We start from the raw sequence: 14,492 nt of genomic DNA, 5'->3' as shown, positions 1-14,492 counted from the left end.
GCATGGATCTCAAGCTGCTATGGAAGCAAAGACGCACAGGATTCTGGAACGGAATACTTCCTTATCTGGGTTATGTGATCCAGAGTGGTGTAGCGATGGTCTTTTTATTTCTCGTCATTGCGTTCTCCGCCTGGTATACATCGTTTGTTCAGAATATTCCGGCGGAATTTCCGATTCGCTGGATTGCATTGCTGCTGCTGGCACCACTGGTGCTGTTTAGCAGTTATCGTACATATCTGCTTCCGGCAGATATCGTGTTCCTGCGACCACAGGAATACCGGATGCAGGAGTATTTGAAGAACAGCTTTGCCCGGGGCATCATCTATAAAACTCTGGGCTTGCTGCTTGTGTTTGTTACACTGTGGCCGCTCTATGTCAGAGCAGATCTGGGTGCACGGCCATTTGGCTGGTTCATCGTGTTCCTGCTGCTGTGGAAAGGGTTGTCCAGTTATGGAGCATGGCAAGAGCTAAGAATGGTTCAGGTTGGGGCAGCAAGAGGATATCGTCTCTTGCGATGGGCTCTGGCAGTGCTGGCGGTTGGCGCTTGGCTGTGGCAGCCACCGCAGCGCAGCGTCTGGTTCCTGCTGTTGCTGGCTGTTGTCTACGTCGTCGCCCTGCGTATACCGGTGAAACATCGGGTAGCGTGGGAACGACTGATTCAGGTGGAGCAGGGGCAGGCTGGCAGGGTTATGCGTACGCTTGGCTGGTTTGTGGATGTACCTTCATCCGGACAGAAAGTAAGTTCGCGTCGCTGGCTTAGCAAATTGGGGAGTGGTCTTCCCTGGAATGCAGGGAAAGCTTACCGTTACTTGATAACCAAAACGTTTGTTCGAACCGAAGTGTTCTCAATCGTGTTACGCCTAGTTGTACTGGGCATGTTACTATCCTGGTGGACAGCAGGCAGCTACTTTGGTGTCGGGGTGTATCTGTTCTTCCTGTTGCTTGCAGGTGTTCAGTTAGGTGCTTTGCGTCGCAGTCATAGTGAATCGTTTTGGATTATGATCTATCCAATCTCGGGTGAGAGTCGTCGTTCTCAGGTGTTGGGATTCATATTCCATCTGCACGCATTGGCTGCATTGCTCATGTGGCTGCCTATGCTGGCTGCCGGAGCAAGCGGACTGACTGTCACCGGAGTAGCACTTATTTTGGGTATACTGGTGATTGTGATTATGCGGCGTTCGCAAGGTAACAAGTGGTTGAAGGAAGAAGAAGACGAGTAAACGATCGGACACCTGACCAACTCGGATTATTACATTGGGTTCATCAGTGAGAGGTACAAAAGATAACAAAAGAAGGGTATGCCGGGCTGTGTCCCGTAATACCCTTCTTTGTGCTGTAATGGAATCTTGCAATCAGATCACTTGGTTCTCGCGCAAGTGTGTATTGGTACTAACAGAGGAACGATTTAGTGATAATCACGAGCAAGATGAACAGAACGAGAATGGCACCTGTATTAGTAAATCCTCCGTAACCGCCGCATCCATAACCGCCTCTTGTATCTTCAACTCCAGACATGGTCATTCCCCTTTCAAGTGGTTGTTTGGCACGCCCTTGCGTACATCGTATATTATGTGCCTTGGGGGTAGGCTGATTGGGCCGATGCCCGGTAAAGCCAGAAATTAAAGCTTTTGGGCTGATAAAACACAAAAGAACCCTTCGTATATCCAGAGACATGAAGCGTCGCCGTTATACAAAGGGTTCTTATATCATTCAGGGTACAGGTCTGTGTTAACTAAGTCGTCCGCAGATCCTGAACTCCACGATAGATGGTTTCATACAGATCTTCCAATCCGGATTCTTCAATACAGGAGAAGGCGATTCGCAGATCCGATTCACCCAGCGCGATTGTACCCACACCATATTTGTGCAGCAAATGGCTTCGAAGTTCTTCAGCGCCAACTTCTTTTAGCTTCAGGCACATGAAGTAACCGGAGTTGAACGGATAATAGTCCCATGCATCTCCATACTTGCCGCTATCGAGAATGGCTTTTACCTTATTGGCGCGGCCTTTCATAATCTCGAACTTCTCCTGTTTCTGTGCTTCAAACTCCGGTGCTTTGAGCGCATCCAGTACAAAAGTCTGGGAAGGATGCGGGCCACTGGAGATCGTTGCCCGGATAATACCGAGTGTTTTTTGTTCCAATGCATGCAGAACGGCTGCATCTTCATGGGCATACGTAATGAATCCAACGCGGAAGCCCCATACGAATTCTTCCTTGGTTGCACCATCCACTTTTACGGTCAACACACGTGGATGAATGTTGGCAAGTTTGCCAAACAGGGATTCATGAATGGAATCTTCGAAGAACAGTCCGAAGTAGGCATCATCTGTTACAGCAACCACGTTAACACCGGCTTCAGCTGCCTGAAGAATCGTGTTCACAATGGCATCTGCTTCTTCGGCTCCAGGCGTATAACCTGTTGGGTTATTCGGGAAGTTGAGCAGTACGATCGCTTTACCTTTGTCCTTTTGATCAAGCAAAGCCTGAAGCAGACCATCGCTGTTGAAGTTCAACTGATCATCGAACAGGGGATAATGAACCAACTGGCCATGACGACGAATTCCGAAGGTCAGCTCGTAATTTTCCCAGTTTTTATCCGGATATATGACAGCGTCCCCTTCATCGGCGAACAGGTCGGCTACGATACTCAGTCCATGGGTTAATGCATTGGTTACAATCGGATTGCCAAACGTTTTGCCTTCAAGCGTAGGTGTTTCCTTCAGCATCTTGTCTCTCCAGACGGTCCGCAATTCAGGTTTGCCTGCAGGTGGAGCGTAAGGATACAGATCCTTTGGCTGGAATGCAGACAGCTTCTCCTGAATAACCTGAAGATGCATCGGCACACCACCCTCCAGGGCGATACCAATCGTGGCATTATGGGTCTTGGCCAAGCTTGCTGCTTCAGCAGATTGACTCAAGATCCCCTCTTTAGGAAAATAAATTTCTTTGCCAAGCTGTGACAGCATGGAGTAGACGTGACTGCTGCCTGTCTGAATACTTTCGTTCAACTGTTCAGCCAGTGGATTCATTCTTTTCATCCTTCCAAGTCTTTGTGATTCAACTGCCTAACATTATATCACCTTGACATGCCCCCGTCACGGAAATTACGCAATATGACAGTTATATCGCTTTACCGCGTTGTTGCAGAGGGTTTTCGGGTGGGTTATCGTTGAATTCAACCTTGGAGTAATCCTCAAGAAATGAAACTTATTGCTGATGAAATGGACAGTATTTCCGCATCATTTCAGCAGTTTCAGTATCTCTTCCTTCATTGCGCTGTTCTAACTGACCACTAATATGATCAAATCGTTCACTGGAGAGGTTTTGTCCAAATTTAAACTTGGCGCTGATTCGTTTTGGCACGATTCTTACAACGGCTACAGCTTTGAGGTTTCCTGTGTAACGCGAGTCAGTAGCATCAATGGGTACATATCCGCCTTGCGGCTGGAGTTTCTCCATGAATCGTTGTAATACCTTACCTTTGATGTCCAGATCTTTAACCGGTTCAGCCTCACCAAAGGCCATAACACTTTTGAAGAAAGAAGTCGCCGGACAAGCAAGCTCAGGATCACTGAAGTAGGATGGAATCAGGGAGAACTCTTCAGCCACCGTGAAACTGACCGACGAATCCTGTTTGATCTGTTTCATCTTCTCGCCAGCCAGACTGCCGTGGAAAAAAAAGCAACCGTCCATATATACGAAATTCAGCGGTGTAACCCGTGGTTGTCCGTCCGGGCTGACCGTTCCTAGAAACCCGAAGGAGCACTGATCCAGAAATGCGGTAATCTCCTGTTCTTCATCTACTGTGAATTCTTTCCGTCTCATGTGTATTCCCCCATTAATGAAATGTATAATAGAACGCCATATCTTATGGATAACATTAGTTCATACATTGACAATGAAATAGATCCAATTTACATTCACTTTAGTAGGCCAATTGGTCAGGAATGACGAATGAAGACGGATGGAGAGGTGCACGATGGAATTGTGGCTGCCGATGGATACCTATGAACTTCAACATCGATACAAGTATGAGGCACTGTACCATGCGTTACGGGATGCCATTCATGCAGGCACACTGGAGGGAGGCACGAGGCTTCCTTCCACGCGCGAACTGGCAAGACAATATGAGATGTCACGTGGTTCGGTAGCTCAGGTATACGACATGCTGCTTGCGGATGGGTATGTCCATGCACATCGGGGAAGAGGTACATTTGTAACAGAAACATTATCCATACAGGAAAATGAGAAACGTGAAGCCGTTCTCCAGCTGTCTCCCTGGGGCGAACGAGTCCAGATGTTGAATACACAACATGATGTCCCACGGGCCCAGATACCTTCACCGAAGCCGTCCATCATTAATTTCCAAATGCAGCGTATGCCTGCAGAACATTTCCCGCTGGCGGAGTGGAAGAGTGCACTCGCTGCTGTTCATCGCAGTGGTTGGCGAGAACCTAGCGGTGCAGCCGGTGATCCGGAGCTGCGTGAAGCCATCGCCTCCCATCTCAGATGGACACGTGGCATCCAGGCTGATGCATCACAGATTGTATTGTTCAGCGGTTCAATGCAAGGCATTACCCTGCTATCCCAGCTGCTGATCGCAGAGGGGGCAGCGGTTGTATTGGAGAACCCGGGGTATCCGGGCATTGCCCATGCGGTTAAGTCCTGTGGTGGGAACATCATCCCGGCAGATGTGGATACGGCGGGTATTATTCCTCAGCCATGGGAGGCACAGACGTTATTTGTCACCCCTACCCGGCAGTTTCCAACAGGAGCCGTGCTGGGATTGGACAGAAGACGTTCTTTGCTTGCGTGGGCCTCGAAGCGAAATGCGGTCATTATTGAAGATGATTACGACAGCGAATTCCGGTGGGGCGGAAGACCGATTGAACCCCTTAAAGTGCTTGATCGTGAACAGCGCGTCATCTACGTGGGTTCATTCTCACAAACGATGGTTGCTTCGTTTCGACTGGGCTACGCCGTCCTGCCACCTGGTCTGGTAGAACCTCTGCTTGCCGCCAAGGCGTTGTATGAACCGGTACCTCCGGCACTGCTGGAGCAGCGCGCACTGGCGAAGTTCATGACCCGAGGAGGTTACCTGAGGCACTTACGGAGGTTAACCCGGTTATATGGGGAACGGCATGATTTTTTTGTGCGAGAGATGGAACTACAGCTGCCGGAGGCATTCACCATGCAGCTTGGTGATGCAGGACTGCATATCTACGCTACCTGGAATGGCGATGTGGACAGTTATCAGCGATTTAAAAAGCTTGCTGAGGAGGATGGCATATTGTTCCGTGATGCAGAGCGATATCGGTTGACTTCAGGTCATCCGGCGGCCTGTTTTGCTTTTGCACATCTGGAGAAAGAAGAGATAACCGAGGGAATCCGGCGAATGCGGCTAGCCTGGGAGAAGTGCACATTTTCGTTTCGGTGAATTCCGCTGTATAATGGGATAAGACATTTCGCTCCTGTAGGAGCAGAGATTATATATGAGCAAGTTGTATTGAATGATGCAAGATACTGAAATACATATGGCCTTGATTGAAGAAGTGAGTTTCAGATCAGTAGGATGCCATATGCAGAGAGATTAACTATCAAGGGGGAGTGGCGACATGCTGCAGGCATCGCCGTCATCATTTGTTATTTTGCCCGCTGTCGCCAAAATTGTCTGTGAACCGGGCTGGAAGTGGCAGAAACGGGAAAAACCGATGCAAAACTATGATTTATTTTATGTATGGAGTGGTGAAGGAACGCTTGTACTGAATGACCAGTCGTATGAAGTTGGCAAGGGTAGTTGTTTTTTGTTCAGGCCAGGAGATCATCCTACTGCAACACATAATAAGCAAAAACCGTTGGTACTTACGTATATTCACTTTGATGTGGACGTGCCTGTTACTGACGTTCCTCAGTCCTATCGCGAGGTACAGGAAACGGTGGAGTTTGAGCACTTGCTGGCACGTTATGTAAGACTGTTTTTATCGGATGTGTACGGACGTGATGAAGAGAGCCGATTGATTCTAAAACAATTGATGATTCATTTGCTGCGCGCCGATACGGAAGAACCTGTGGAGAAAAAGGTGAGCAACCAGTTGTCCGATGTGATCCAGGAGGTCGCCAATTATGTGCGTCAGCATCCCGGGATTACGCATCGGGTGGAAGATCTGGCTGCGCGGGCTGGCTTATCGCCCCGATACTTCTCGATCAAGTTCAAGGAACTGGTGGGATCATCGGTGCAATCTTATATTATCCGCATGCGTATTGAACGGGCGGAACATCTGCTGGTGCATACCGGCATGAATGTGACCGAAGTGGCGGATGCTCTGGGCTACCGGGATATTTTCTTCTTCAGTCGTCAGTTCAAGCAGTATACCGGCAAAAGCCCGTCCGAGATTCGTTAAAATTCTGATGAGAAAAACAGGAAACCGTTTCAAGTCTGGAATGCAAGGGTAATTATCTAGCATTCCAGATGACCAAAAGGGGGAACTTGTGATGAACGGAAAACGTCGGGTCCGCAACCGGGGATGCTCTACGAAGGGATGCAATATTTTCCGGAACCGTCTGCGTCGCTTCAAACCGGCAGAGGACTTGCAAGATGTGTGGTTTTGAGGAGAACTCAGCAGACCAATAACGACGGAGCGAAGCTTCGTATTGCATGTATATATGGATGAATATGAATTCATAAAGAGGATGGCGCAATACCTGGTTACAGGTGTTGCGCCATCCTCTTTATTTGCGTATGGACTCATTAGTTCTTTGGTTTCAAACGACCAAGCAATGCGCCCATTTTGACCGAATCGCCTGGCTGTAAGCCCGGGTTTGGTTCGAATGTGCCACTCTGCGTCAGCAGAACAACGGTGGAACCGAATTCAAAATAGGCCAGATCATCGCCTTGTGCCCAGGTACTTGTGTCCGTATCAGCATATTGTATGCTACTCACGTTCATCGCACCTACTTTGACAACCGCCACTTCACCGTAATCGTGTGCGATATACGTAATGAGTCGTTCGTTTCGACTAAGCACGGATCTCATATGGGTCAGGCCAAAGTCATTCACGGGATAAACTTTGCCCTTGATGTGTTCGCTCTCTATTTTGCGGCCGCTGACAGGTGCATGAATACGGTGATAGTCGCGAGGGCTGAGATAGAGGACGAACCCGTACCCGTGCTTGTACTTCTCCAGATGGGGAGAGTGGTTTAATAATTCAGCAAGTGTATAATTTTGTCCCTTAACATTCAGGAGTGTCCCTGCAGATATTGGACCGGCTGCCGTAATCTTGGCATCTACCGGGCTGATCAGTGCATGCTCTGAAAGTTCCAACGGGCGCATGCCCGGCTTTAATTTGCGGGTAAAGAAATCGTTCAGTGAACGGTATTCTTTCCAGTCTTTCTCGGCCTCCTGAACAGGGATGTCGTAGGTCCGGACAAAATAAGGGATAAATGCCTTACTTCCCCGGCTTTTGGAGAAGGCTCCCACAGTCCGGGAGATCCATTTGCGCGAAGAAAGCTCGGTCATTAATCGCAACAGCGTTTTTGCCATGAATATCCCCCTTAGGGTTAATGCGAACTTCAAGGCCGGCAAGACCGGCCGTTCTGCATAATATTGACACAGAATGCACACGAAATCAATATAGTCTCCTATCGTATGTCTGCGGTTGTCTCGGAATTCTCGAATTCTGTTCCAGCAGCAGACGCCCATAAGCCATCGGTTTGCTGTACGTTGCCTTCCAGTGTTCCGACATTCCCGCCTTGCGAAAACCGTAACGCTGATCCCGTCCATTGCATTCAATAAAATAGATCTGGCCGCTGCGCGTTATCCCGAGATCAAGACCCAGATCAGCCAGATGTGGAAGACTGGCGGCCAGGTTCTGGGCAATTCGAAGTGCAACGAGTCCGATTCTGTATTCCAGTCGAGCCAGGTCAAAGCCAGATTCCCCTAATCCAAGGGCCTCTGCGAGCTTCATGACTTTACCGCCCTGGGCGATATTGCTGACAAACGTATGGGCAGGAGCCGCTTTGGCAAACATGCCTGTTATTCCCCAAAGACCATCGCTGCCACGTTGTACAGATACCCGCAAATCTACTGGCCTGCCCTCATAACGTACCAGTGGGATACGCTCTTCAATGAGGTAGGCATGGCGAAAGATCCGCCTTAGGGTGGAGGAAGGAAGCTGTCCTTTGCTCAAACGGAAGGTAGCCCACCCTTTGCGTGCAGCCTTTGTCTCACAGGTTAGTTTCCACTGTCCATCTCGCTCGAAGACTCGCATAATACCATGACCGATACTACCGCTGCATGGTTTGATGACGAGGTCATCATATTGTTCCATCATATAGGCCAGAGACTCTGGCGTAGCTTTAACTGCATGGGGCAAGTGTTCTCGCAAGGCGAGGTCCTGATGAAGCATGTCATGAATGTGATCTTTACGATACCGGTTGCGAACGTTGAATACCTGGATACCCTGCAACATCAGCTTGGTAATCTGATGTTGTTCCGTCCGGCGAAGCTGGAGTGAGCGGTTATGAATGACGGAGGGAAGTGGCATGCGCTCGCGAACATATCTGCCTTCTTTTTTTACATAGGCAAGACATGTTTTTTGATCCGAATCGATATCTTCCAGCCTCAAAAAGCAGGGAGTTAATCCATAACTGGCCGCTGCCTGTTCATAATTCGCGAGTGATTCCTGACCGGTCCTTCCGGCCGGTATCCCCCGGTACATGCGTGAATCGAACATAATGCCGATCGTTTCTTGGAGCATGACCGTTCCTCCTTCGATGTTATCGCGACCATGGATCGTCCATTCATGGAATGCCGGCCTGTCACCGCATGGCTCAGACATCGCGATAACGCAGACCGGTGTGTAAGATGCATCGCCAAGCACTAGTGCTTGCTCAGGGCGTGTCTAAAACTCTGAAGGAAGCAGGTTTTGCCGAATTTTCGTTCCAAGCAAGGAAGTTTTCCGCAGGCGTGCCGGGGCACATCAAGGGAAAGTGACACAGCAGGGGCGAAAAGACGGTGAAAGATGCACTTCAGCGAGTTTTCAGACACGACCTAGATATAATATCCTATGACATGACTGGGACGGGGGCGTGGACAGCCGCCTTTCCTCTGCTGCCCTGACACGCCTATTTCCACGAAGATTATCGAACCTTCCTGTCTTGACGCCCGTACATTCGTGCTCTGGAATCCGCAAAAGTCATAAATGAAGTGGCAGATGCCCAGATGGAAGCATATGATGCCGGAGACGAACGTTAGAGGAAGGAGCAAGCTGCATGAGTAAAAATGGCAAAAAGAAGGTTCCGACGCCGAAACTGCGGCATGTGAGCCCGAAATACAAGGAATTGGAACTGACTGATCGCCGGGCAGACAAGATGAACTCAGGTTTCACTGTGAATAGGGAAGAACGCTTGAATACGAATAAAAGGGATTCGAGAGCTGTTCAGGAGTCGGAAGAATTCCTATTCGACTCAATGGAGCTACCTGCTTCAACAAACGAGCTGGAAGAGTTAGAGATCGAAGCCGAAATCAAGCCGGAACCCGTAGAGTCTGATAGCAAGGAAATAGAGACAGAAGATAGCTCGGATAAGCAGATTCAGGTTAGCAGCGTGGCTCCGCTTGTTCTGGAAGAAGAGGTGGGTATCATCAAACAAGAAACAACAAACAAGGACCGGCTGCAGATCCTGAACCAGAACCAGATGCCGGGTCATACCGGACATTACATCTACACGGACGACTTGAGTGAATTTGCTGTTACGGAGAGCAAGTTGGCTCCTTTCTCTGTAGATGCCTCCAAGCTGAAACCGGATGCGGTCGGCAGTGAAGCATTGCAGGATTATGCGGTGACCAGCATTCACATTGCAGACGGTGCCATTGTTTCAGCGAAACTTGCGGAAGCGTCTGTATCTGAGGAGCACCTGATTGATGGTTCTGTGTCTGGTCACAAAATACGAAATGCTTCTATTGCAGGCGAGAAAATCAGAGATGGCAGTATTACTTCTCAGAAGCTTGGCAACCAGGCCATCGATTCGGCTAAAATTGCCGACGGTTCCATCAGCACAAGACATCTCAGCCGCATGCTGGTAACGGAAGAATTAATCAAAAATCATGCCGTAACTGGAGACAAGATCGCGATTAGCGGGGTGGATACAAGGCATCTCACGGGAGGAGCTGTGAATACCTCCAAACTGGCTGACGATGCAGTGACTACAACCAAAATTCGTGAAGCTGCTGTCACAGGCAGCAAAATCGAAGAACACTCCATCGAGTCTCACCATATTCAGGCAGGTGCTGTTAAACAGACACATCTGGCAGAAGGGTCTGTCGGTCGTTCACAACTATTAAATGGCAGTATTGGAAGTGACCAGATAGAGGATGGATCCATACAAACAAGACATTTAGCTGAGGGTTCACTAACTGGAAGACATCTCCTGGACGGTTCAATCGGATCAAGTCAGATTCGCGCTCATTCCGTTGGCAAGGAGCAGATTGGCAATGGAGAAGTCGGCAGTGAGCATTTGACGGAAGGTGCAGTAACCAGCAGCAAACTGGCAGACCAGTCTGTTGGAACAGCAAAATTGCTGGAGCAGTCCATTACGGCATCCAAGATCTCTGATCAGAGCGTCATTTCTTCCAAAATTGCTGATGAAGCCGTACAGGGTAAACATCTTGCCAAAGGGTCCATTCGTGCGGAACACATTGCAAATCGGGGAATTACTCCGGTACATGTGGACAATTCCGCAATTCACTCCATTCACATTGCAAGTGGAAGCATCGAGGCAGCTCATCTATCTGCCGGAAGTGTGTCCGGAGACGCTCTTGCAGACGACGTGGTAAGTGAGCGGCATCTTGCAGAGTCGGCCGTGGGTACGTATGAATTGCAGGATGCTGCCGTTACAGACGTTAAACTCGCGGATGGAAGTGTGACAACAGAAAAGCTTGGAACGGCATCGGTGAGTAGCAGAGCACTTGCCCCGGGAAGTGTTATATCCTCGCATCTTGCGAGTGGTGGAGTCACAGGTACACATCTGGCTCCAGGCAGCGTGGGTTCCGAGGCCCTGAGACCTTATGCAGTGAAATCGGAACACTTGACAGAACATGCCGTAGGTGTACCTCATCTTCAGCCGGGTAGTGTTGAAACGGATGCGATTGCACGGGCCGCGGTCACCACTGACAAATTGGCTATTGATAGTGTAACTTCAGCCCAGCTGGCTGGCGGGTCCATTTTTCCGCCTCATCTAACAGATCATGCGGTTACCTCCCCCAAGCTTTCACCAGAGAGTGTTGCAACAGATAAACTGGCGGATTTTGCTGTCACGTCAGCTAAACTGGCAGACGGTAGCGTGACTTCTTCCAAGATTATGGCAGAGAGTATTAACGCCAAACATATTCCAGCAGGAACCATTCGCGGGTATCACCTGAAGCAGCATTCCGTTTCACTGGAACATTTGTCGGAAGAGATACGCTCACCGGAATTATTTGCTGATGGCAGTATTACCGGCAACAAACTTCGGCATGGCTCCATAAGTGCGGACCATTTGACAGCAGACTCGGTATCCGGAACAGAACTGCAACAGGCTGCTGTAGGTAGCGAGCACTTGCAACCATCCGTTGTACAATCCGTCCATCTGGCAGACGGCAGCGTGAAATCTGACCATTTGGGGACTCAAGTAGTGAGCTCACAGCATCTGAAGCCAGACATCATTCATGAGGAGCATATTGCTGAACAGGTGGTCACATCGCATCACTTGGCACCCGGATCTGTCGAAACAGACCATCTGGCTCCTTTATCCATTACAGCGGCTCACCTTCAGCCAGGTTTGATCAGTGGTTTGCATCTTCAGGCAGAGTCGACAAGTGCTGTTCACCTGCAGCAAGGAGCTGTACATTCCCGTCATATTCAAGATGGTGAAATTCTTCCTCATCATATTCATGAACGCAGCATCGGAACGTCTCATCTGGAAGAAGAAGCGGTAAGTACGATTATTTTGCAGGATGAATCTGTGACACGCTCCAAACTAGCGACTGGTAGTGTGGATGGCAGCAAATTAGCTGCAGGAAGCGTATCGGCTACTCACATTGCCAATGAAAGTGTGCAAACCCGTCATATCCAAGAAGGAGCAATTCTTGCTGATCATATTCAAGAGTGCAGTATTGGCTCAGTTCATCTGGATGAGGAGTCTGTAAGTGCGGTTCATTTGCAAAATGGATCTGTAACTAGTGCCAAACTGGCGGATGGCAGTATCAACGGCAGCAAATTGCTTGAAGGAACCGTATCGGGGGTTCATATTGCGTCCGAAAGTGTGCAACCCGGGCATATCCAGGCTGGGGCTATTCATGCTGACCATATTCAGGAGCGGAGCATCGGCACAACCCATCTGGAGGAGGAAGCAGTAAGTGCGATTCACCTGCAAAATGGGTCTGTCATCAGTACCAAACTGGCCGACGGCAGTGTAACCGGCAGCAAGTTGATTGAAGATGCGGTGTCAGGAATCCATATCGCGTCTGAAAGTGTGCATTCCCGCCATATCCAGGCAGGAGTAATCCTTGGTGACCATATTCAGGAGCACAGCATCGGCATGCTTCACTTGGAACAGGAAGCAGTAAGTGCCATTCATCTGCAAAATGGATCTGTAACAAGTACCAAGTTGGCCGACGGCAGTGTAACCGGCAGCAAGTTGCTTGAAGGAGCCGTATCGGATATCCACATTGCAGACGATAGTGTGCAATCCAGTAAGATTCAGGCAGGAGCCATTCATGCTGATCATATTCAAGAGCGGAGCATCGGCACAGCACATTTGGAAGAGGAGTCTGTAAGTGCCATTCATTTGCAAAATGGATCTGTAACGAGTGCCAAACTGGCGGATGGCAGTATAACTGGCAGCAAGTTACTCGAAGGTACGGTATCCGGAATTCATATAGCATCGGAAAGTGTGCAAACCGGGCATATTCAGGCAGGAGCTATTCATGCTGGTCATATACAGGAGCGAAGCATAGGCACAGCCCATCTGGAAGAGGAAGCCGTAAGTGCGGTTCATCTGCAAAATGGGTCCGTCACAAGTGCCAAATTGGCTGACAGTAGCATTAGCGGCAGCAAATTGCTCGAAGATACTGTATTGGGGAGCCATATCGCATCGGAAAGTGTGCAAACTCGCCATATCCAGGCGGGAGCGATCCTTGCTGATCATATTCAGGAGCATAGCATTGGTGCGTCTCATCTGGAGGAGGAAGCAATAAGTGCAGTTCATCTGCAAAATGAATCTGTAACGAGTGCCAAACTGGCGGATGGCAGTGTGAGCAGCAGCAAACTGCTTGAAGATGCGGTGTCAGATGTCCATATTGCCAATGGAAGTGTACAATCCCGTCATATCCAAGAGAAAGCCATACATGCTGACCATATTCAAGAGCGAAGCATTGGGATCTCCCACCTCAAAGCGGAATCGGTAAGTGCGATTCACCTGCACAATGGTTCCATAACAAGTGCCAAAATGGCTGACGGCAGTGTAAACGGTAATAAATTGCTTGAAGGTGCGGTATCGGCTATCCACATAGCAGACAAAAGTGTGCAAACTCGTCATATCCAGGATGGAACCATTCTTGCTGATCATATTCAAGAACGCAGTATTCGCACAACTCATCTGGAAGAGGAAGCAGTAAGCGGGGTTCATCTGCAAAATGGTTCCGTCACCAGTGCCAAATTGGCCGATGGCAGCGTGAACGGCAGCAAACTGAGTGAGCAGAGTATTACCTCTAATCATTTGAATGCGGGGATTGTAGGTCCAGCGCATCTGAGCGAAGAGATATGGAATGCGATCCGTCAGTTCAGTGGAGAAACGCTGGAGCAACTGGCAGCTATCAAAAGACAAGAGGGATTGCTTCAACCAGAAAATGAAGGTGTACAGCAATCACAGCAGGTAATCGTCGAGGCAATACCGAGTGCTGGTCTGGAGCAACAACAAGAGCTGGTATCCCAAACAGATCAGCTTGGCGAACTACCGGAAGCTTTGTTCACAACTGAGCAGGCAGTGCAGGCAGATCAGGAAGATCAGGCTCAGCAACCACAGCTTGAACAGTCACAGGAGATCGCTGGAACTACGGAGTTTATGTTAAGTGAACAATCCATTAAACAGGAGCACCTGTGTGATGATGCCGTGGGCAGCAGCCAGTTGCAATTGGGGGCAGTTCAAGCCAAACATCTGGCCTTCCAGCCCGTTCGCAGCGTAAGCAAGCAACCGGTTGTACAACAATTCGGGATGGAAGCTTTTGTACTGCCAGAGAGTGAAGTATGCACAGAGGTAACTGTTGTTTTTGAAGAATCATTTGCTTCAGAACATTATGTGATTGTGGGCATGAGTAATGATCGGGGATTCCAGATTTCCCTGCTCTCGCAGAGTGAGGATGAAGCGGTACTTGAAGTGTCACGTACAGCAGATTGCAAGCATACGTACGGGTTGTTGTCATGGATTGCTGCGGGACCTTCGCAAGGATAGTGCAGG

General features: G+C 49.2%; 9 protein-coding genes. 4 read left to right on the top strand and 5 right to left on the bottom strand.

The features are described 5' to 3' along the window. The first annotated feature begins 2 nt into the window (after positions 1-2). Entirely contained in the window at positions 3-1,220 is a 1,218-nt protein-coding gene (locus tag MKY44_RS23130; protein ID WP_340906992.1) for an ABC transporter permease, read from the top strand. Positions 1,221-1,389: 169 nt separating this feature from the next. Here the strand turns inward: MKY44_RS23130 and MKY44_RS23125 are convergent, their stop codons facing one another. The 3 genes from MKY44_RS23125 to MKY44_RS23115 form a co-directional block, all read right to left on the bottom strand. After that, complete coding sequence (locus MKY44_RS23125) at positions 1,390-1,515, bottom strand: YjcZ family sporulation protein (RefSeq protein ID WP_206759599.1); 126 nt, start codon at positions 1,513-1,515, stop codon at positions 1,390-1,392. Between the two features lie 217 nt (positions 1,516-1,732). Continuing rightward, the gene (locus MKY44_RS23120) at positions 1,733-3,031 is read right to left on the bottom strand and encodes an aminotransferase class I/II-fold pyridoxal phosphate-dependent enzyme (RefSeq protein WP_341008779.1); all 1,299 of its coding nucleotides are present in this window, start codon (positions 3,029-3,031) and stop codon (positions 1,733-1,735) included. Positions 3,032-3,209: 178 nt separating this feature from the next. Beyond that, a complete protein-coding gene (locus MKY44_RS23115) occupies positions 3,210-3,827 on the bottom strand; it encodes a pyridoxamine 5'-phosphate oxidase family protein (RefSeq protein ID WP_341008777.1) in 618 nt (205 codons plus the stop codon). Positions 3,828-3,981: 154 nt separating this feature from the next. Between MKY44_RS23115 and pdxR the strand changes: the two genes are divergently transcribed. Continuing rightward, positions 3,982-5,439 carry a MocR-like pyridoxine biosynthesis transcription factor PdxR gene (gene pdxR / locus MKY44_RS23110; RefSeq protein WP_341008776.1) on the top strand — a complete coding sequence of 486 codons (1,458 nt, stop codon included), beginning with the start codon at positions 3,982-3,984 and terminating at the stop codon, positions 5,437-5,439. A 178-nt stretch (positions 5,440-5,617) separates the two neighbouring features. Next, positions 5,618-6,403 carry an AraC family transcriptional regulator gene (locus MKY44_RS23105; protein ID WP_278298407.1) on the top strand — a complete coding sequence of 262 codons (786 nt, stop codon included), beginning with the start codon at positions 5,618-5,620 and terminating at the stop codon, positions 6,401-6,403. Between the two features lie 347 nt (positions 6,404-6,750). Here the strand turns inward: MKY44_RS23105 and asd are convergent, their stop codons facing one another. Both asd and MKY44_RS23095 read right to left on the bottom strand, forming a co-directional pair. After that, positions 6,751-7,542, bottom strand: a complete 792-nt coding sequence (gene asd / locus MKY44_RS23100; protein WP_047841263.1) for an archaetidylserine decarboxylase — start codon at positions 7,540-7,542, stop codon at positions 6,751-6,753. An 85-nt stretch (positions 7,543-7,627) separates the two neighbouring features. Further along, positions 7,628-8,758, bottom strand: a complete 1,131-nt coding sequence (locus MKY44_RS23095; protein WP_341008774.1) for a YheC/YheD family endospore coat-associated protein — start codon at positions 8,756-8,758, stop codon at positions 7,628-7,630. 514 nt (positions 8,759-9,272) lie between these two features. Here MKY44_RS23095 and MKY44_RS23090 point away from each other — a divergent pair. Further along, positions 9,273-14,486: a WIAG-tail domain gene (locus MKY44_RS23090; protein WP_341008772.1), complete on the top strand. Its 5,214-nt coding sequence runs from the start codon at positions 9,273-9,275 to the stop codon at positions 14,484-14,486. Positions 14,487-14,492: the final 6 nt, after the last annotated feature.

The sequence above is a fragment of the Paenibacillus sp. FSL R7-0026 genome (assembly GCF_038004485.1).
GTDB lineage: Bacteria > Bacillota > Bacilli > Paenibacillales > Paenibacillaceae > Paenibacillus > Paenibacillus xylanexedens_A.
This window is presented reverse-complemented; position numbering and strand designations above follow the sequence as displayed.